The organism is Yersinia kristensenii (genome assembly GCF_900460525.1).
Taxonomy (GTDB): domain Bacteria; phylum Pseudomonadota; class Gammaproteobacteria; order Enterobacterales; family Enterobacteriaceae; genus Yersinia; species Yersinia kristensenii.
Genome location: NZ_UHIY01000001.1, coordinates 4306326 through 4326524 on the forward strand (window position 1 = coordinate 4306326; position 20199 = coordinate 4326524).

Sequence of the window (20199 nt, forward strand, 5' to 3'; positions counted from 1 at the left end):
AACTTTAAAAACTAGCTAAATAACTGGCTGATTTTCATCATTACGAAATCCCAGATGCGGCTGAAGAACCCGCCCTCTTTGACTTCGTTTAATACCACCAGCGGGCGCTGATCAATAGTTTGCCCATTCAGTTGGAAATCAATAGTCCCGACTACCTGATGCTTCGCCAGCGGAGCGCGCAATTCAGTTTCATTCAGTTTATAACTGGCTTTCAGGTTTTTCATCTGCCCTTTAGGGATAGTGATGGCGGCATCTTCGGCCACACCCAGCTCAACCTGCCCAGTATCACCAAACCAAACTTTCTGCGTCACAAAAGGCTTCGTGGCCTTAATCGGCACCACGGTTTCATAGAAACGGAAACCCCAAGTCAGCAGTTTCTCACTTTCACTGAAACGCACTCGGTCACTGGGTGCGCCGAGCACGACAGAAATCAACCGCATCGGCCCGTCAGTCGCTGAAGCCACCAGATTATGTCCGGCACCGGTGGTATAACCGGTTTTCATGCCATCGACGTTAATATTGGTGTTCCATAACAGCCGATTACGGTTTATTTGGCGGATTTTATTAAAGGTAAATTCTTTCTCTTTATGCAGCGCATATTCGTCCGGAACATCGCGGATTAGCGCCTGCCCCAATACCGCCATATCATGCGCAGTACTGTACTGCCCCGGAGCATCCAGGCCATGCACTGTCATAAAATTGGTGTTATTCAAGCCGAGCGCTTTGGCGTACTTATTCATCAAACCAACAAAACTGTCCTGACTGCCGGCAATATAATCAGCCAACGCAATACTGGCATCATTACCAGACTGAATAACAATGCCTTTATTCAAATCGGACAATTTTACTTGATCGCCCGGTTTCAAAAACATCAATGAGGAACCGCGTAATGCCGGGTTACCCGTGGCCCAGGCATCTTTACCGACAGTCACTAAATCGTCCGGATGCACTTTACCCGCTTTAATCGCCTGCCCAATCACATAGCTGGACATGATTTTTGTCAGGCTGGCCGGGTCAAGGCGCTGGTCACTGTTCCCCTCAGCTAGCACTTTTCCACTATTGTAATCCATCAATACATAGGCTTTGGCATCTATTGCAGGCGGCACCGGAGAGTCAGCGGCATGTGCATAAGGCAGTGACAAGAACAATAAACCAGCACTGAAAGTCAGCTTTTTTAGCTTGAACGGGAGGATAAATTTCATCATGAGGTGGCCAGAGTATCCTTGCAAGTAATCGGAAATAAGTGGTATTCCCAGAAAAAACCACTGTCCAATTAGCGAAACAGTCACGTTTTTAACTAACACCGAAATAATAGCTTAACTATATTCCAGTCCCTTTTCTAAATTTATCCCATTGCCACACCAATTGGGCATAGTTTTACGTTTTGTTTTGTAAAGACGCTGTTTTCACTGAATATTGATGGCTATACGGCTAACCATCTTCCTGTCTGAACGTCCCGACACCTAAGCACCTAAACGTCTAAAGACTCATAAACATATTCCAAAAAGGAATATAGATGGGTTATTTGTTCTTTTTAGTGTGTAAGCTGCTAGCGCTATTATCGCCGCCAAGGTTGTTAACCAAACTCATTCTGTTAACTCAATTTTTACTGGAGTCAATAATGGCTATCCCACGCTCGGTGCTTGACCTTATCGGCCATACCCCACTTTTGGAACTGACCCGCTTTGATACCGGCCCGTGCCAATTATTTGTGAAGTTGGAAAACCAAAACCCCGGCGGTTCGATTAAAGACCGGGTCGCGCTTTCGATGATTGAACAGGCAGAAAAAGATGGCTTGCTACAACCGGGCGGCACCATCATTGAAGCCACCGCGGGGAATACCGGCCTGGGGCTGGCCTTGGTCGCCGCGCTAAAAGGCTACAAGCTGATGTTGGTAGTGCCGGATAAAATGAGCCAAGAGAAAATTTTCCATCTGCGGGCGCTAGGTGCGCAAGTGTTGCTGACTCGCTCCGATGTGGGCAAAGGGCACCCGGCCTACTATCAAGATTATGCTCTGCGACTGGCGCAGGAGACGCCGGGATCTTTCTATATTGACCAGTTCAATAACCCGGCTAACCCTGCGGCACACCGCACCTCAACTGGCCCGGAGCTCTGGCAGCAAATGGGCGAACACATTGATGCCATCGTGGTGGGCGTCGGCTCCAGCGGCACCCTGAGTGGCCTGAGCCACTATTTCGCCGAAGTTTCACCGACAACTGAATTTGTGCTGGCAGACCCCGCCGGTTCCATTTTGGCGGATTTTGTCGATAGCGACCACATTGGCGATGCCGGTAGTTGGCTGGTCGAAGGGATTGGCGAGGATTTTATCCCGCCGCTGAGTAACTTCTCGCAGGTAAAAAAATCCTACCGCATTGATGATGCTGAAGCTTTCAGCACCGCGCGCACCCTGTTACGCGAAGAGGGGGTACTGGCGGGTTCTTCAACCGGTACTTTGCTGGCGGCGGCATTACGCTATTGCCGCGAGCAAACCACACCCAAACGGGTAGTCACCTTTGTCTGTGACAGTGGCAATAAATACCTGTCCAAAATGTTCAATGACTACTGGCTGCTGGAGCAAGGGCTACTGAGCAAACCTCAACATGGCGATTTACGCGATTACATCACTTATAGCCATGAGGATGGGGCGACAATTTCGGTTTCACCGCAAGACACTCTGGCGGTTGCTCATGCGCGGATGCGCCTGTATGACATCTCCCAGTTACCCGTATTAGACAGCGAAAAGGTCGTCGGGCTTATCGACGAATGGGATTTATTGAATGCGGTACAAGCCGATGCTTCCCATTTCAAACACCCAGTCAGCAGCGCGATGACTCGTCAGGTGAATACGTTGCAGAAAGAGGCCGATTATCGCTCTCTACTGGCAACTTTTAATGATGGTCATGTAGCAGTAGTGCTGGATGGCGAGCGATTCCTCGGCCTGATTACTCGCACCGATGTTTTGAATATCTGGCGTCAAAAGCTGGCTTGATTCTCTCTTATTAAGGATTTTTATCATGGCAAAGTTCGATACCCTAACCGTCCATGCCGGTTATACCCCAGATAGCACCGGTGCAGTGATGCCCGCAATTTATGCGACCTCCACTTTCGCGCAACCCGCTCCCGGCGAGCACACCGGGTATGAATATTCCCGTAGTGGCAACCCTACTCGTACCGCGTTGGAAAAGGCGATTGCAGAATTGGAAGGCGGCATTCGCGGTTATGCCTTTGCCTCCGGCCTGGCCGCCTGCTCAACAGTGCTGGAACTGCTGGATCAAGGCAGCCATATCATTGCCGTGGATGATTTATACGGCGGCACCTACCGCCTGCTGGAGAAAGTGCGCAGCCGCACCGCCGGTTTGCGAGTCACTTATGTCTCACCTGCGGACACCGCCGCATTGGAACAAGCCATTTTGCCAGAGACCAAAATGATCTGGGTGGAGACGCCAACTAACCCATTGTTAAAACTGACAGATCTGGCTGCCATTGCCGCTATTGCTAAAAAGTATCAACTGATTAGTGTGGCAGATAATACTTTTGCCTCTCCTTATATTCAGCGCCCGCTAGATTTAGGGTTTGATATTGTGGTGCATTCAGCCACCAAATACCTGAATGGTCACTCCGATGTGGTTGCCGGTGTCGCCGCCGTGGGGAATAACCCTGAACTGGCAGAACAATTGGGCTTTTTACACAATGCGGTTGGCGGGATTTTAGACCCTTTCAGTAGCTTCCTGACATTACGCGGTTTGCGCACTTTAGCTTTGCGCATGGCGCGACATAATAACAGCGCTCAGCGCATCGCAGAATGGTTAGAGCAACAGCCGCAGGTGGAAAATGTGTATTATCCGGGGCTGAAAAGCCACCCACAACACGCACTGGCAGCCAAACAGATGGCCGGTTTTGGTGGTATGATTTCAGTGCGACTGAAAGGTGATGATGAGTTTGCTCGCGCTGTTATTAAGCGCTCGCATTTGTTTACTCTGGCCGAAAGTCTTGGCGGCGTCGAAAGCTTAATCAGCCAGCCCTACAGCATGACCCATGCATCAATCCCACTGGAAACCCGCTTAAAACACGGAATTACTCCGCAGCTCTTGCGTTTATCTGTCGGGATTGAAGATACCGACGATTTGATTGCAGACTTAGCTCACGCATTGAACGGCTAATTATCTTATTTTTGAGTTCCGTTCTTTGCAAAATAAAGCTACAGGGGGAATCACTCCTGTAGCTTCAATGCTAATTTGTCATTATAGAGCCACAAATTTTAGCGCCGATGCGCTAATGACCTCACCCATCTGTCGCCCAGGCTTTGTACGCCTTGTACTAAAATAACTAAAATGACTAATGTTGCGACCATCACTTCATTATTAAATCGCTGATAACCATAACGAATAGCCAAATCTCCCAAACCGCCACCGCCAATAACACCGGCCATGGATGAGAACCCCACCAGCATCACCACAGTTAATGTCACCCCAGCTAATAAAGCGGGCAAAGCTTCCGGCAATAACACTTTTTGAATCACATGCCACGCGGACCCTCCCATAGATAAAATGGCCTCAATCCGCCCTTTATCAACTTCATCCAAAGCTGTTTCGACCACTCGAGCAAAAAATGGGATAGCCCCTAAAGTGATGGGCACGATGGCGGCGGTGCTGCCCAATGTCGTGCCGATAATCCAACGAGTGATAGGAATGAGCGCAATCAGCAATACCACAAAAGGCATTGAGCGCCCCAAATTCACCATGGCACCGACCAATGTATTCACGCGGGGAGCCGGTAGCACCCCATTAGGGCGCGAAACAAATAATAAGACCCCCAATGGCAGACCAATCAATACCGTGAAAAAGGTGGCAACCACTACCATATAAATGGTTTCACCGGTCGCATTGACCACCAACTCCAATAGATCCTGCCAACTCATGCCGCTGCTCATATCAGTTCAGCCCTCACACCACGCTCATTCAAGAATTGTAAGACTTCCGTTAAATTCAACCCGCCGTCTGGGTGGCTGAAATCAACTTGTAAACGCCCGACTCGTTGACCCGCGATAGATTCAACCCCACCTCCCAGCAGGGTGACTCCGACCGCATGTTGCTGTGCTAATTCACTGAGTACCGGTGAGGCCGCTAGCGTATCAAAGAAAGTCAGCTCCGCCACCGGGGTGCCGGATAATGACGCGGGGCCGCGCGCAGGTAGCAATGCCCGTCCTAAACGGGAGTGAGGAGAAGAGAGTAAATCCGCTATCGCACCGGTTTCAACCACCCGCCCACGTTCCAATAAGGCGGCGGTATCGCAGATGGATTTCACCACATCCAGCTCATGGGTAATCAACACGATGGTTAACCCCAATTGGCGATTAATATCGCGAAGCAGCGCCAATATTGAGGCGGTGGTTTCTGGGTCCAGCGCACTGGTCGCTTCATCAGATAATAAATAAGCCGGTTTGGCCGCCAGCGCTCGGGCGATACCGACCCGCTGTTTTTGCCCACCCGATAATTGCGAGGGAAAAGCTTGGGCTTTATCCGTTAATCCGACTAAATCCAGTAACTCTGCCACCCGTTTTTGGCGTTGTGCTTTCGGAATACCTTTAATTTCCAGCCCAACAGCAATGTTGTCCCATACATTACGTGAATGTAGTAAGTGGAAATTCTGGAAAATCATGCCGATATTTTGTCGTTGCAGACGTAATTCGCGATCAGACAGGGTGGTTAATTCGCGGCCATCTACTTGAATACGGCCCGAAGTGGGCCGTTCCAGTAAGTTCAAGCAGCGGATTAAGGTACTTTTACCTGCTCCGCTGCGGCCAATAATACCGAACACCGAGCCGGTTGGGATCTCCAGCGAGACCTCCTCCAGAGCCACCATCGGCAGCCCCCCTTGCGCATAGGTTTTACTCAGGCGTTCGATGCTAATCATGATTTAGTGCCTGCTACTGGGATAACGGAACCGGCATATTTCTCAGTAATAAACTTCGCCACTTCAGGTGACTGCAAATCTTTCGCCAACTGCTTGATGCGCGGGTCATTTTCCAGCGCGGGTGTGGTCACCAGAATATTGGCATAAGGGTTACCGGCCGCTTTCTCCAGTCCCAATGCATCTTTTGCCGGATTTAACCCCGCCTCCAATGCATAGTTACCATTAATCACAGCTAAATCAACATCATCCAGTGATCGAGGGATCTGCGGTGATTCAATCTCCAGGATTTTCAGGTGTTTTGGATTACCGGCGATATCCTTAGGTGTGGCCTGATGTTGCGCCGGGTCAGTAAAGCCCGGTTTTAAGGTAATCAAGCCCTGATCTTGCAATAAATAGAGCGCACGGCTGAGGTTAGTGACGTTATTTGGCACGGCGATCGTGCCTTTATCCGGCACATCAGCAAAGGTTTTATGTTTATGAGAATAGATGCCCAGCGGCTCAACGTGCACGGTAGCCGCTACAGCAAACTTCTGTCCCAGAGCTTGCTCTTGAGAACGCAGATAAGGAACATGCTGGAAGTAGTTAGCATCGACATCACCGTGCGCTAACAACTCATTCGAGTTCACACCATTGGTGATTTCAATGATTTTTAGATTCAATGACGGGTCTAGCTTTTGCACAAATTGCAGGATTTCTGTATGCGGAATCGGGTCTGCCGCCACCCGCAGTGCTTCAGCCGCTTGTGCCGATAAAGTGAAAGTAGAGGCCAGAGCGGCCAACAATGCTGCGCGCACCAAGCCAGAAACACGTGTTTTAGTCATTATTGTCTTTGTCATAATTATTATCCCAAAAATAAGTTTTTACAGTTTAAAATCAATAAGTTGAACTATATTCCACCGGTGTTTCTGATAGCGAAATCACGTCCGGATAATAACGTTCGGCAACATCCGGATGAGAGCGCAAACGCCCTTTGAGATAATTCAATCCGACATCACGGAACAGCGGGTTATGCGGGTCACTTGCTGGGCCACGGGCCTCTGCAGCCAGTTTTGCGGTTAATGGGTACAACGGCACCACCGCGTCTAAACGCGCGCCGAGGAAAAAGGCAATAGACAAGCGGTCAATCCCCGCAGGTGGGGTTTCCACCCGATGCACCGTGGCACGCAAATAGCCATTACTGGCCAACTCCAGCAATTCGCCGATATTCACCACAAAAGTGTCTGGTCGTGGCACTGCATCAATCCAGCGCCCCTCTTCTACCTCAACCTGCAAACCGCGCTGCTGGTCTTGCAATAAGAAGCTGAGGAAACCGGAGTCTTTATGTGCGCCAACCCCCTGCCCGCTTTGAGTGGTTTCTCGCCCCGGATAGCGGATCAGTTTGATATGTTCGTTGGGTTTATCACCGTATAGCTCGTCAAAGGCGTTTTCATCCAGATCCAATGCCACAGCAAAGGCCCGCAGTAAGCGCAGTGCCATGCCGGTCATTTCCCGCTGCCATTGCAGTAAGGTCGGTTTTAATTCAGGTAGAGCTTCAGGCCACTGATTTGGGCCTTGCAACCGCGCCCAGCTTGGCGTACCAGGTGTTTGAGGTAATGGAGCGCGTTCAGCGCCAATATCGAACTGTTCGCGCCAATCTGGCTGACCGCGAGTAAGTTCTGAGGCCGCACGGTTGTAGCCACGAAAATGTGGCGAACGCACCATAGCAACCGCCAGCTTCTCGTCATCAGGTAGAGCAAAAAACTCACGTGAAAGAGTTTGGATTTGCTGTAATAACGCGGGGTCAATCCCATGCCCGGTAAGATAAAAGAATCCAATATCTCGTGCGGCATGGCGCAAATTGGCTAAAAATTCCTGACGTTCAGCCTCACTGCCATTGAGCAATGAAAGATCCAATAAAGGTAAGATATCGGCATTAACCGGGAATGGACTGTTTAAGTTTTGGTGACTCATTTTTCACTCCAGAATGTTCAGTGGGCTGTTTTTTCTGCTCAGAACCAATGAAAACTGGACAACCATACAAACGAATAATCAGCATATTCAGCTCCTGAGCTGTGGGGTGAAAGCAGACAGTCGACAACACTCTCTCTGTGGCCTTAAATACCCGTCATACTTCAAGCTGCATGTGCGTTGGTTGCTTTTCTACAGTTCGAATTATTTAGAGCTATTAGGGCCATTAAAAAACTTTTAAGAGCATTCTCGACTAGATACTTAACAATTTATATCCAAACGATATAAATAATTAACACCGAAACTCCGCAGCACACCAATATCAATCCGTTCTATGTTATTTCTTTCATTATTTTGTCTTATTTAATCGCTAGGCTGATTCGCTTTCCTATTTGGGTGGAAAGTATTAGCTTAACTACTGATACCCGTTATTCCGGTGGGGAATTACCCGATGCCCAGCACTCGCACTGTTAAGTTTCGCTTCAATCGATTTACCGACCTGGGGGTGGCTTAATGGATTTGGCCCTGTTTGATCTCGATGAAACGCTGATAAGCGATGACAGTTCTGGCTTATGGCTGCGCTGGCTGGTGGATGAGGGGCTTGCGCCCCCTGAACTGGCAGAACAAGAACAGTATCTAATGAAACAGTATTATCAAGGGAACTTATCGATGTCCTGCTATATGGAATCGACTTTATCGCCCTTGGTTGGGAAACATACGGTCGAAGTGGCGGGTTGGGTTGAGCGCTTTATCGCGCGCGATATTTTGCCGCGTATTTATCCTCAAGCCAGGAAACTGTTGGCCTGGCACCGTGACCGAGGGGATTACATTGTCATTATTTCCGCCACCGGCGAGCATTTAGTTAACCCCATTGCACAGTGTTTTTCGGCTAATGCAGCATTGGCCATCGGCGTTGCGGTGGAAGATAATCGCTATACCGGCAAGACCTACGGCACCCTGACTTACCGCGAGGGTAAAGTCGAGCGGCTAAAACAGTGGCTAGCGGAATCACCCCAGTTAGACTTCCAACGCACCTATGGTTACAGTGACTCAATCAATGACAAACCGTTATTGGAATATGTTGATCGTGCCGCAGTGATCAATCCGGGTACTGAATTGGTAGACTTGGCGATTTTACATGACTGGGATATCCATCATTGGCAACGACGTTAACCATGTGTTGGGAGGGGAAGTGATATGCTGACAGTCTGGGGTCGAAATAATTCGACCAATGTGAAAAAGGTGCTTTGGTGTCTGGAAGAGTTGGGTATCAGCTATGAGCGAATAGATGTTGGCGGTCAATATGGCAAGTTGAATGATCCACTATACCGATCACTGAATCCGAATGGCCTGATCCCTTGCTTGCAAGATGATGATTTTATTCTGTGGGAGTCCAACACTATTGTGCGCTATCTGGCGGCACAATATGGCACTAATTCGCTTTACCTGCCGGATGCAAAACAGCGGGCTGCCGCTGAAAAGTGGATGGATTGGGCAACATCCAATATAGCGGCCCCGTTTAAGACCGTGTTTATTGGGCTGGTGCGCACTGCGCCGGAATTACAGGATCAAGCCCAAATTGCTCAGGGTATTGTGCAATGGAATACATTAATGGCGATTGCCGATGAAACCCTGAGCAAACAAACCTATCTTTCGGGCGATAAATTCGGCATCGGCGATATTCCATTAGGCTGTCTGGCGTATGCCTGGTTCAATCTATCCCTCGAGCGCCCAGAATTACCGCACTTACAGCGTTGGTATCAACATCTGACCGAAAGAGCGGCATTCCAGAAAGTCATTGATATTGGGCTGAGTTAATTAAACAGGGTGGGCTACGTTAGCTCACCCTGCGGCTTCAAGTACAAAACCTATCTCCAAAGCAATTGGAGTCGCAGGTAGGCGGCCAGCGAACGCATCCCGATGAGCTTACGCAAGTAAGTAATTCGGGTAAGTGAACGCAGCCAACACCCCTGCGGCTTCAAGTGCGAAGGAGATTAGAAATCGTAGCTGGCTCCCACCATATAACGGCGACCATCCAGAACTTTATCATTCACTTCTATATCCACTCGCTTATCCAGCACGTTATAGACACCGCCCATCAAACGAACTTCTTTCGTTAGTTGATAGTTAGCGCCTACATCAACAAAGGTATATGACGGTGTGGTTTTTCCCATACTGGTACGATTAAGGTATTCCGAGGTTTTACCCCGGTAGTTAGCCCGGACCCAGGTTGCCAGCTCTTCATTGGCTTGCCAGTTCAGCGTGCCGTTTAACATGTGTTTTGGCATCTGGTTCAATGGTTGACCGGAAAACTGCCCGCTCTTTTGCTCAGATTGAGTAAAAGTATAGTTTGAGGTCAGTGACCAGTCTTTATTGATATCCCAACCAAATGTCGCTTCCACACCGCGAGTGATGGCTTTATCCACGTTGGTGCGGTCACTGATAAACTTGTAAGGAGTGCCATTGATAGTGCATTGGCCTGATGCATTGCCGGTGGTATCCGTACAGCGGCGCACTTCGGTGATTTTATCTTTAAAATCAGTGTTAAACAGTGTCACTCCCGCATTCATACCCTCCTGGTCATCCCAGAGAATGCCGATTTCCTGGCTGATACTTCTTTCGGGTTTTAGGTTGGCATTGCCGACGATAATGGCTGGATCGCCTTTGCCGCCGGTGATTTGCCCCCAATTATCAGTTGCCTGACGCAAATCAGGTGAGCGATAACCACCGGATACCCCACCTTTTAATGTCCATTGTTCAGCTAAATGCCAAACACCGTACATCCGTGGCGTCCAGTGAGTACCATAGTTTTCGTCCTGATCCATACGAATACCACCGGTCAGGGCGAAATCATTGGTCATTTGCCATTCGTCTTCAGCAAATAATGCCCAACTCCAGCGCGTTAATTTGGTGAGATCTTTAGCTGAAGCTAACTGATTACCTTTATCAGATAACTCTTCATAGCGATATTGGCCGCCAAGAATTAACGTGTGGCTATCAAACAGGAAGGAGGTTTGGCTATTAAAGACATTATCGACGCTTTTCATTTGGCGCGATGGGTTACGAGTTTCGTCGCGCTGAATATAGCTGGTTGAATTACCAAAATCATAATAACCGTGGTGAGTCATCGCATAATTATTACGGTCATATTGCACATCACTGCTTTTACCATTCAATGCCACTGAACGCCCGGGCGTTGAATTTCTATCTTGCACATAATGGCCAATATCAAAATCAAATTCGTTTTTATCATCCGGTGTTAAGGTAAATGTCGCCGCCCCATTTCTCAGGCGTTGCTCATTATAGCCATCGATAATTTTATCTTCGCTGCGATGAGACAGCAGACCGCTGACTTTTAATCCCAATAAACCGTCAATTAATGGGCCAGAGGCGTAGGCATTGGTTTGATAAATATCGCCGGAATTAGAATCTTCCTGCAAGGTGGCATCTGCACGCACGGTGCCGTGCCACTCTTTACCTACTTTACGGGTAATCACGTTAATGACCCCGCCCATGGCGTCCGAACCATATAAAGAAGACATTGGGCCGCGCACCACTTCAATACGCTCAATAGCCGCCAGTGGTGGTAACCACCCCTGCTCAATGCCCGAGCCGTCACTGTTTGGCCGCGTGCCACGAGTATCAACCCGCTTACCATCCACCAGAATCAGGGTGTATTTCGCCGACATACCGCGAATACTGATATCACTGTGACTGCCGCCGCCGGTGACAACCACCCCCGGTACATCTTTCAGCGCATCGGTAATATCGGTATAGGCTTTATTCTCGATTTGTTCACGGGTCACAACCGAAATAGACGCCGCCGAGTCTTGAATACGTTGTTGGAAGCCAGTTGCTGTTACCACCATAGTCTCTGTTGCAGTGGTATTGGTTTCAGCAGCAGATGCCTGAGATGAGATAATTGTCGCTATAACTAACACCGCAGAATGCGATTTTTTGAAAGTCATTGTTCTTTCTCCATGAGGTATAAACTTATTCAGTTCCTTTTCCATCAGGTTCTTTTGCCTGTAACGATGCCGCCTGACGGGCAGGTGATAAATATTATTTTTATAAATAACGGGCAATAGCTCACCAAAGCAGAAATAGCGCTTCCAACGATTTCCACTTAATACATAATTATTATTTTATAAAAAACTGTTACTTCTGAAACAGATGCCTTACGTCCTAGGATATCTATTAACCACAGCAATAATAAGGCATCAAAAATATTGACTAAATAGTTGGCTCCGTCACCAACCCATCAATTAATACTTGGGGCGTCCCTTGTGAACAGCGCTCAATGCGCCCTTTCACACCATAGACCTTGGCCAGACTTTGCGGCGTAATCACCACTTCCGGCAAACCATCCGCAATCAGCGAACCGTTTTGCAACATCAGCACATGGTCGCCATGACGCAAGGCTATATTGATGTCATGCACCACCACCACGGTAATAATATTGCGTTTGCGAGTTTCCTTGCGTACCAAGTCCATCACATGAAATTGATAATTCAGATCCAGTGCACTGAGTGGCTCATCCAGCAATAACAGTGATGGCTGGCGAATAAGCGATTGCGCCAAGCCCACTAACTGTTTCTGCCCCCCCCGAAAGCTGATCCAGATAGCTCAATGCCAAGTGGGCAATCCCCAGTTGTTCGAGCAACGTCATTACTTCGGCCTCACTGCTGGCATTGCTGCGCCCGCCCGACGCCCGTTGGGCCACAATAATCGACTCCAACACATGGAGATGTACACCCGCCGGCAATGATTGCGGCAAATACACCACTTTCTCGGCGCGCTTGGCAAATGGCATCTGCATCAAATCGTCATTATCCAACCACAACTGCCCTTGAGCACGGTTTAAACCCGCCATTGAGCGCAACAGTGTTGACTTCCCGCTGCCATTCGGCCCAAGCAGTACCGTAATCTTGCCACGCGGTAGCAAGGGTACCGTCAAATTCTCAATCACCGGGCGTTTCGGGTAGCCGGCATTAAAATGCTTAATACATAAACCAGAAGTCATACATTCCCCCTATGGCGCAAAATAATGCTCAGGAAGAACGGCACGCCGACCAGCGAGGTGACAATCCCGACCGGAATGATGACACCAGGGATCAGGTTTTTCGACGCTATTGATGCCATGGATAGCACTAGCGCACCAATTAGGGCGCTGGCAGGTAGATAGAAACGGTGATCCTCACCAAAAATCATGCGCGCAATATGGGGGGCAACTAACCCGATAAATCCAATCGGGCCAACAAAAGCCACAGCCAGCGCCGATAACATACTGATGCGCAACAATGTTCCCAACCGCAGGCGGCGAACATCAATACCAAAACTGATTGCCCGGTCTTCACCTAAGCGCAGTGCCGTCAGCTTCCACGAGCTCATCATCGACAAAGGTAGCATCAGGACAAACACTGCCAGCATGACGCCAAGTTTGGTCCATGAAGCGCGTGCCAGGCTGCCCATCGTCCAGAACACCAGACCTTGTAGCGTATCTTCACTGGCAATGAACTGCATCATTGAGACCAGCGCATTAAAGGTAAAGACCAGCGCGATACCAAATAGCACCACACCCGATGTCGCAACTCGTGTCCAGCGCGTGATTCCGTCGAGCATTAGCGCGGCAAACAGGGCAAAAATAAAGGCGTTAACGGAGATAAACCACTGATCAGGTACACCCGGAATACCAATCCCCGAGACAATCGCCAGTGCGGCACCAAATGCCGCAGCGGAGGACACGCCCAAGGTAAAGGGGCTGGCCAGCGGGTTATTCAGGATGGTTTGCATCTCAGCACCGGCAAGGCCCAGTGACAAACCAATCACCACCGCCATCAGGGCATAAGGCAAACGAATATCCCATACAATAACCCGGGTACCCGCATCTGCGCTGGCCGGGTCAATTAGCGTCTGCCACAGGGACGACAGTGTCAGGCCCGATGGCCCCATAGTGAAGTCCAGCAACAAGCAGCCGAAGATGGCTAACACCAGCACACCCATGATAAGCAGGCGGTGGCGCACGATATTCTTATAGCGGCCCATAACACTGGCATCTGCCTGGCCAGAGGTTTTTGTCATGGGTTCAGTGGATACACTCATTTATTTCAGCTACCAGCTATTTTCAGCTACTGACTGTTATTTCAGCAACTGACTATCAATATGACGCTAACAATAAAACAAACGATAATACTTATCAATAAGATTGCTATAACTGTTTTGACCCAAATTTTTGTAAATACTTATTTTATAATATTATTTAATCAGTGTGGTTAATCGAATACAGGGTATCAGGAGGGAGATGAAGCGAAGTCAGCGAAATTATTTGCTTAAAATTGTTTGAATAATCATCAACTCATCACCATAAAAAAGGGCGATAATATTATCGCCCTTTCCTCTACTGCATTATTTTGTTAATCAGAAATCAGTACAGTTTTTTGAGGTTCCTGATCATCATGACTTTCATCACGCCATTTCGGGAATTCCATATCTTTGTATTTGATAACCTTAGTGCCACGGCTGAGCTTATAGCCGAACCAAATCACCAGGAATAATGGAATGCCAATATAGGTGGCGGTCACGCCATACCAATCAATACGGTCTTGCAGGAATGCCTGATAGTTCTGACCCAAAGTAATGATCAAACACAGTACAAAGGCAAAGATTGGCCCCAGCGGGAAGAAACCCGACTGATACGGCAAATCGTTCAAATCGCGGCCCTGCATCATATAGCCCCGGCGGAAACGATAATGACTGATAGCAATCCCCAACCAGGCGATAAAGCCAGTCATACCGGAGGTATTCAGTAACCACAAATAAACAGTTTGGTTGCCAAACATAGAGCTTAAGAAGCACAAACCCGCCACTACAGTGGTAGCATACAGCGCATTACGCGGCACACCGCCCTTCGACAATTTGGCGAAAATACGGGGCGCTTTGCCCTCTGAGGCCAGGGTAAATAGCATGCGAGTTGAAGCATACATTCCCGAATTACCCGCTGATAATACTGCCGTCAGAATAACCGCATTCATTACCGCCGCCGCTGACAACAGGCCCGCATTCTGGAACACCAAAGTGAACGGGCTGACGCTGATATCTTTAACATCATTACGCAACAGACTTGGGTCGGTATACGGGATAATCAAACTGATAATCAGGATAGCGAAGATATAGAACAGCAGAATACGCCAAAACACTTTGCGCACTGCGCGCGGAATGTTTTTGCCCGGATCTTTTGATTCACCGGCCGCGATACCAATCAGCTCTGTCCCCTGGAAGGAGAAACCAACAATCATCGCCACCCCAATCATCGCCGAGAAACCACCGGCAAACGGCGCGTCGCCAATAGTCCAGTTGTGCCAGCCCGCCGTCTCACCACCTTTCATGATGCCGCTAATCATCATCACACCAATAATGATGAAGATAATAACCGTGGTGACTTTAATCAGTGAGAACCAGTATTCCGCTTCACCAAAGCCTTTAACTGAGATGTAGTTCAATAAAAACATTAAGGCGAGGAACAGTGCACTCCAGATCCAGCCGGGGGCATCCGGGAACCAGTAATTCATCACCAATTGTGCCGCGACCAGGTCAACGGCGATAGTGACCGCCCAGTTGTACCAATAGTTCCAGCCAAGGGCGAAGCCGAAGCCTTCCTCTACATATTTGGAACCATAAGTCGAAAATGAACCCGATACCGGCATAAATGCCGCCAGCTCACCGAGGCTAGTCATCAAGAAATAAACCATCAGGCCAATCAATGCATAGGAGAGCAATGCTCCACCCGGGCCGGCCTGAGATACCGTCGCCCCTGAGGCCACAAATAAACCGGTACCAATAGAACCGCCGATAGCAATCATGGCTAAATGCCGTGATTTAAGCTCTCGGCGTAAGCGCTGTGCACCCTGCTGCGCGGGGATTTTAGTCTGTGGCTGAGTCATTCTTACCCTAATCCGCCCTTAAAAAACGAGGCAGAATTGTAGCAAATCCTATCGTTTGTGTGAGGAACAATGCGCTGATATAAGATACCTTCATAATCCCAGTTGAATTATTAGCAAAAGCTTAATTATCAGAATAACTGCATTCTCACGGGGTATTATTGCCGTAATAACCCTTTGTCGTGGCGTAAAACACTTAAAATCCTATGCCCCATATTGCGAATACGCTTTGATGAGACCCGGAGTTTCAGGGCTCTTCTTGGCAATAACTTAAAAAACGTTGCAATGCATTTGAAATGTGCTTTTGCCGATGATGAATCAGATATAACGTCCTGATCAGCGGCGGCAAAGGAATATTAAGCTCAATCAGTTCACCGCTGGTGAGTTGATCGGCAATCACTCGCCGCGACAAGCAACTGATTCCTATGCCATAACGCACTGCCCGCTTAATCGCTTCAGAATGGCCCAGTTCCATGACCAATTTAAAATGGGGCAATTTTGCCAACAATAAGTGGTCGAGAACTTCACGCGTACCCGAACCTCGCTCGCGTAAGATCCACGCGGCATCAGCCAGCTCTTCTAGCGTTAACATTTTATGGCATAGCGGGTTATCAGGTGCGGCAAACACCACTAATTCATCGTGCAACCAAGCTTGTGTCATTAACTCTGGCATATGGCACGGCCCTTCAATCAGGCCCAGGTCGCCGCGAAAATCAGCTACGGCTTCAATCACATCCTGACTGTTACCAATATTCAACTCCAGCGGCGTACCCGGGAAATCACGCCGATATTTGGCAATCATACCCGGCAACATATAATTGCCGATAGTGCTACTGGCAGCGATGCGCAATGCGCCTAAATCCTGCAAGAAAAGTTGTTCAATTTCTACAGCTTGCTCAAGAAGTGACAGTGCTTTGGGATATAGTAGCCGCCCATGTTCATTCGTGACTAAACGCTTACCAACCCTATCAAAAAGTTGTACCCCTAATTGCCCTTCCAAATCTGCCAACGCAGCACTGACTGCCGATTGTGAAAGGGCGAGCACAACCGAGGCTTGTGTCGTAGAGCTGCTTTTTAGCACCTCTGTAAAGACTTCAAGTTGACGTAAGGTTATGTGCATAAGAGTCTCTGTAGTAAAAAATGGAGAATGCTATCATCACTCTGATTGTCAGTGACCGGATGATAAGAATTGGCACTGGCCCAAAGTCATTTCTGACACAAAGAGTATATAGCCCCGATGACTCTGTAATACTAACACTTCTGAGTAAAATTCGGCGATTATCAAGGATGAATTTAAGCAGTAAAATACTATTGACTGTCATCGGAATGAAAGAAAATTCGATAAATAATCGCGCCAACAGCACATAAAATGACATTAAAAATCAACCATATAAATAAAAGGTAGCTGAATGTGTGGGATAATGGAATACCACGTTCGCTCTTAAACGGATTAAAATGAGGTAGAGGTGTAATATGGAAAGGATTCAAGTTATATAACTTGAAAAAATAAGCGACCAAATAAGGTGGGATCAATAAATAAGTGGTGCAATGATCAATATCATCCACAGTGATTTTTCTGGTTTTACTTTTTTCATATTAAAACCTTATATCATCAATTATTAATGTTGTAATTCTAACATAGCTATCGCTTTTACTCATAAGCCCCAGCCAAACAATCTAAGTTTATATTCACAGGAATGACTCTTTTATAGCACCTGTCGGTTGTTCCGATGCTTTAAGCTTATTAATACAGGTATAAGCTCATTGAACTGTTAGTTTTATCGGCATACTCTCTCTGTGATGTGCTAACTCATTGTATATATTAATTATTGATATTATTTATTAGCTTGGAAATTAGAGTGTGACCAATGGGTTTTCATATCTGAAATATATGGATGCATTTCACTTATAAGGTATTTCTTATGAATAATAGTCTTAAATATATATTACTTTCCTTAGCTTTTTCAGCGACTCCGATGTTCGTCAATGCTTGTATGCTTGCAGGATTGAGTGAAAGCGAGTGTATAACTGCCTGTTCACAGCCACAAATAGAGGATTATGATGCTTGCATGCTAGGCACTCCAGCACCTACCGGGCAGACTGATCAGTCCGCCCCTCAAGAGTAGTATTATCAGGCATACCTCTTTGTGTATGCCTGCATCACTCACAGCGCTCTGCTCCAACATCTCTTTTGGCCCACAAATACACCACTTAACACTTATATCGATAGATTATAAATATATAATGAATTTATCTATTATGTCTAAATCCAGTAAACTGTGTTCAATCTTTACAGAACACAGGAAATGAACATGGCGAATTCTCATATTAAAGAACTCTCCCAACCACAACTGCCTACCCTGTTCCGCTATATTCCGGGCTTGGCATTGGCTGGTGTGATAACTGGGTTAGCGCTCAAAGTGGGTGATATGCCGTGGTTTATCGACATGGGCCTCGGGGCGCTGACCTTGGCGATTCTCTTCGGTATCCTGGTGGGCAACACTTTATACCCTTGGGTGCAACCGGTTTGCTCTGACGGGGTGGTGCTCGCCAAACAGCACTTACTGCGGTTGGGGATCATTTTGTACGGTTTCCGGCTCACCTTCCAGCAAGTGGCTGACGTGGGGGCTACCGGGATGATTATTGACCTGTTAACCCTCGGTTCAACCTTTATATTGGCCTGCTGGCTGGGGAAACGCGTGTTTGGTTTAGACCAGCAAACCGCGATGTTAATCGGTGCCGGTAGCAGTATTTGTGGGGCCGCAGCTATTATGGCGACCGAACCGGTGCTGAAAGCCGATGCCAGCAAAGTGGCGGTAGCGGTGGCGACCGTGGTGATTTTCGGGACACTGGCAATTTTTGTTTACCCATGGTTGTACCAGCTAAACCTGCATTATCAATGGCTGCCATTTAATCAGGAAACTTTTGGTATCTTTGCTGGTTCAACCATTCATGAAGTAGCACAGGTGGTAGCCGCCGGGCATGCTATTGGCCCTGATGCTGAAAATGCCGCCGTCATTACCAAAATGATCCGGGTCATGATGCTGGCACCGTTCTTGCTGCTGCTGTCGGCTTATTTGGGCCGCAATAGTATGAAAACCCACGGTGAAAAACGTGAGAAAAGTGCCATCACCATCCCCTGGTTTGCGGTGATATTTATCCTGATGGCCGGTTTTAACTCACTAAATTTGCTGCCCGCAGCTTGGGTTAGCCACTTGATTACACTGGACACCATTTTGCTGGCGATGGCAATGGCGGCACTGGGGCTAACTACCCATGTGGGCTCCATCCGCCAGGCGGGTGTCAAACCCCTGTTACTGGCTTTGATGCTATTTGTCTGGTTGCTGGTCGGTGGGACAGGTATTAACTTACTGGTGCAGCATATTGCGGCGTAAAGTCGATATCTAACCTGGCTAATTATTATTTAAGGGTCGCCACTGCGGCCCTTTTCTTTTCCCGCAGTTTATCCCATTCAATCGCGCCGCTATCAATGCCATAATAGCCGAGTAATCAAAGGAGAATGGAATGAAATTTGTCGGTGCACATGTCAGCGCAGCAGGTGGTGTAGACCAGGCTGTAATTCGGGCGCACGAACTTGAGGCCACTGCCTTTGCCCTGTTTACCAAGAATCAACGGCAATGGCGCGCCGCGCCGTTAGCGGAAGATGTTATTGAAAAATTTAAGCAGGCTTGTGAGCAATATGGTTACACCTCAGCTCAAATCCTGCCGCACGACAGTTATTTGATTAACCTCGGTCATCCAGTCACTGAGGCACTGGAAAAATCCCGTGAAGCCTTTATAGATGAAATGGCCCGCTGCCAGCAATTGGGTTTGTCATTATTGAACTTCCATCCCGGCAGCCATTTACTGCAAATTGATGAAGATAAGTGTCTGGCGCGCATTGCCGAATCCATCAATATCGCGCTGGATGCCAGTGAAAGCGTGACCGCAGTGATTGAGAATACCGCCGGTCAGGGCAGCAACCTCGGCTTCAAGTTTGAACATCTGGCCGCCATCATAGATGGGGTGGAAGATAAGAGCCGTGTGGGAGTTTGTATTGATACCTGCCATGCTTTCGCTGCCGGTTATGATTTACGCACCGAAGCAGATTGTGAACATACTTTCAATCAGCTTGGTGAAATCGTCGGTTTCGAGTATTTGCGCGGTATGCATCTTAATGATGCAAAAAGTGAATTTAACAGCCGCGTCGACCGCCACCACAGCTTGGGTGAGGGCAATATCGGCAAAACGGTGTTTAGCTATATTATGCGCGATCCGCGCTTTGATAATATTCCGCTGATTCTGGAAACAGTGAACCCGGATATCTGGGCCGAAGAGATAGCCTGGTTGAAATCGCAGGCGGAAATTTAAGCAAATCAGAAAGCAAAAAAATGCCCGCCAG

Annotated in this window: 15 protein-coding genes and 1 pseudogene; 6 read left to right on the forward strand and 10 right to left on the reverse strand. The window is 48.1% G+C overall.

The annotated features are described in order from the left end of the window. Window positions 1-11 precede the first annotated feature (11 nt). The gene (locus tag DX162_RS20020) at window positions 12-1205 is read right to left on the reverse strand and encodes a serine hydrolase (RefSeq protein WP_004389534.1); all 1194 of its coding nucleotides are present in this window, start codon (window positions 1203-1205) and stop codon (window positions 12-14) included. A gap of 416 nt (window positions 1206-1621) precedes the next feature. Here DX162_RS20020 and DX162_RS20025 point away from each other — a divergent pair, with 416 nt between their 5' ends. Further along, on the forward strand, window positions 1622-2989 hold the full coding sequence (locus DX162_RS20025; RefSeq protein WP_032819465.1) for a pyridoxal-phosphate dependent enzyme: 1368 nt from the start codon (window positions 1622-1624) through the stop codon (window positions 2987-2989). Between the two features lie 25 nt (window positions 2990-3014). Further along, window positions 3015-4160 (forward strand): trans-sulfuration enzyme family protein, encoded by a 1146-nt coding sequence (locus DX162_RS20030; RefSeq protein WP_004389531.1) that lies wholly within the window; start codon window positions 3015-3017, stop codon window positions 4158-4160. 98 nt (window positions 4161-4258) lie between these two features. Here the strand turns inward: DX162_RS20030 and DX162_RS20035 are convergent, their stop codons facing one another. Genes DX162_RS20035 through DX162_RS20050 form a run of 4 tightly spaced genes read right to left on the reverse strand, consistent with a single transcriptional unit; the run spans window position 4259 to window position 7863 of the window. Further along, complete coding sequence (locus DX162_RS20035) at window positions 4259-4930, reverse strand: methionine ABC transporter permease (protein WP_032819423.1); 672 nt, start codon at window positions 4928-4930, stop codon at window positions 4259-4261. Further along, entirely contained in the window at window positions 4927-5913 is a 987-nt protein-coding gene (locus DX162_RS20040) for a methionine ABC transporter ATP-binding protein (RefSeq protein ID WP_032819421.1), read from the reverse strand. The genes DX162_RS20035 and DX162_RS20040 overlap by 4 nt, the downstream gene beginning before the upstream one ends. Continuing rightward, entirely contained in the window at window positions 5910-6734 is an 825-nt protein-coding gene (locus DX162_RS20045; RefSeq protein ID WP_004389528.1) for a MetQ/NlpA family ABC transporter substrate-binding protein, read from the reverse strand. The genes DX162_RS20040 and DX162_RS20045 overlap by 4 nt, the downstream gene beginning before the upstream one ends. A gap of 52 nt (window positions 6735-6786) precedes the next feature. Then, window positions 6787-7863 carry an isopenicillin N synthase family dioxygenase gene (locus DX162_RS20050; RefSeq protein ID WP_032819419.1) on the reverse strand — a complete coding sequence of 359 codons (1077 nt, stop codon included), beginning with the start codon at window positions 7861-7863 and terminating at the stop codon, window positions 6787-6789. Between the two features lie 510 nt (window positions 7864-8373). Here DX162_RS20050 and DX162_RS20055 point away from each other — a divergent pair. Continuing rightward, window positions 8374-9033: an HAD family hydrolase gene (locus DX162_RS20055; protein WP_004389525.1), complete on the forward strand. Its 660-nt coding sequence runs from the start codon at window positions 8374-8376 to the stop codon at window positions 9031-9033. 24 nt (window positions 9034-9057) lie between these two features. Beyond that, entirely contained in the window at window positions 9058-9678 is a 621-nt protein-coding gene (locus DX162_RS20060) for a glutathione S-transferase family protein (protein WP_032819418.1), read from the forward strand. 176 nt (window positions 9679-9854) lie between these two features. Here DX162_RS20060 and DX162_RS20065 read toward each other — a convergent pair whose 3' ends face one another. The 5 genes and pseudogenes from DX162_RS20065 to yieE all read right to left on the reverse strand — a co-directional run bounded on the left by DX162_RS20065 (window position 9855) and on the right by yieE (window position 16917). After that, window positions 9855-11828: a ligand-gated channel protein gene (locus DX162_RS20065; protein WP_032819417.1), complete on the reverse strand. Its 1974-nt coding sequence runs from the start codon at window positions 11826-11828 to the stop codon at window positions 9855-9857. A 265-nt stretch (window positions 11829-12093) separates the two neighbouring features. Next, window positions 12094-12883: pseudogene (locus tag DX162_RS20070) on the reverse strand (ABC transporter ATP-binding protein). Then, window positions 12880-13962 (reverse strand): FecCD family ABC transporter permease, encoded by a 1083-nt coding sequence (locus tag DX162_RS20075; RefSeq protein WP_004389521.1) that lies wholly within the window; start codon window positions 13960-13962, stop codon window positions 12880-12882. The pseudogene DX162_RS20070 and the gene DX162_RS20075 overlap by 4 nt, the downstream one beginning before the upstream one ends. A gap of 311 nt (window positions 13963-14273) precedes the next feature. After that, window positions 14274-15800 carry an amino acid permease gene (locus tag DX162_RS20080; RefSeq protein ID WP_004389520.1) on the reverse strand — a complete coding sequence of 509 codons (1527 nt, stop codon included), beginning with the start codon at window positions 15798-15800 and terminating at the stop codon, window positions 14274-14276. A 244-nt stretch (window positions 15801-16044) separates the two neighbouring features. Beyond that, window positions 16045-16917, reverse strand: coding sequence for a DNA-binding transcriptional regulator YeiE (gene yieE, locus DX162_RS20085; RefSeq protein ID WP_032819415.1), 873 nt, complete (start codon window positions 16915-16917; stop codon window positions 16045-16047). Between the two features lie 1192 nt (window positions 16918-18109). Here yieE and DX162_RS20095 point away from each other — a divergent pair. After that, window positions 18110-19192 (forward strand): YeiH family protein, encoded by a 1083-nt coding sequence (locus tag DX162_RS20095; RefSeq protein WP_032819413.1) that lies wholly within the window; start codon window positions 18110-18112, stop codon window positions 19190-19192. Window positions 19193-19322: 130 nt separating this feature from the next. Further along, entirely contained in the window at window positions 19323-20168 is an 846-nt protein-coding gene (gene nfo / locus DX162_RS20100) for a deoxyribonuclease IV (RefSeq protein WP_004389516.1), read from the forward strand. The last annotated feature ends 31 nt before the right edge of the window (window positions 20169-20199 follow it).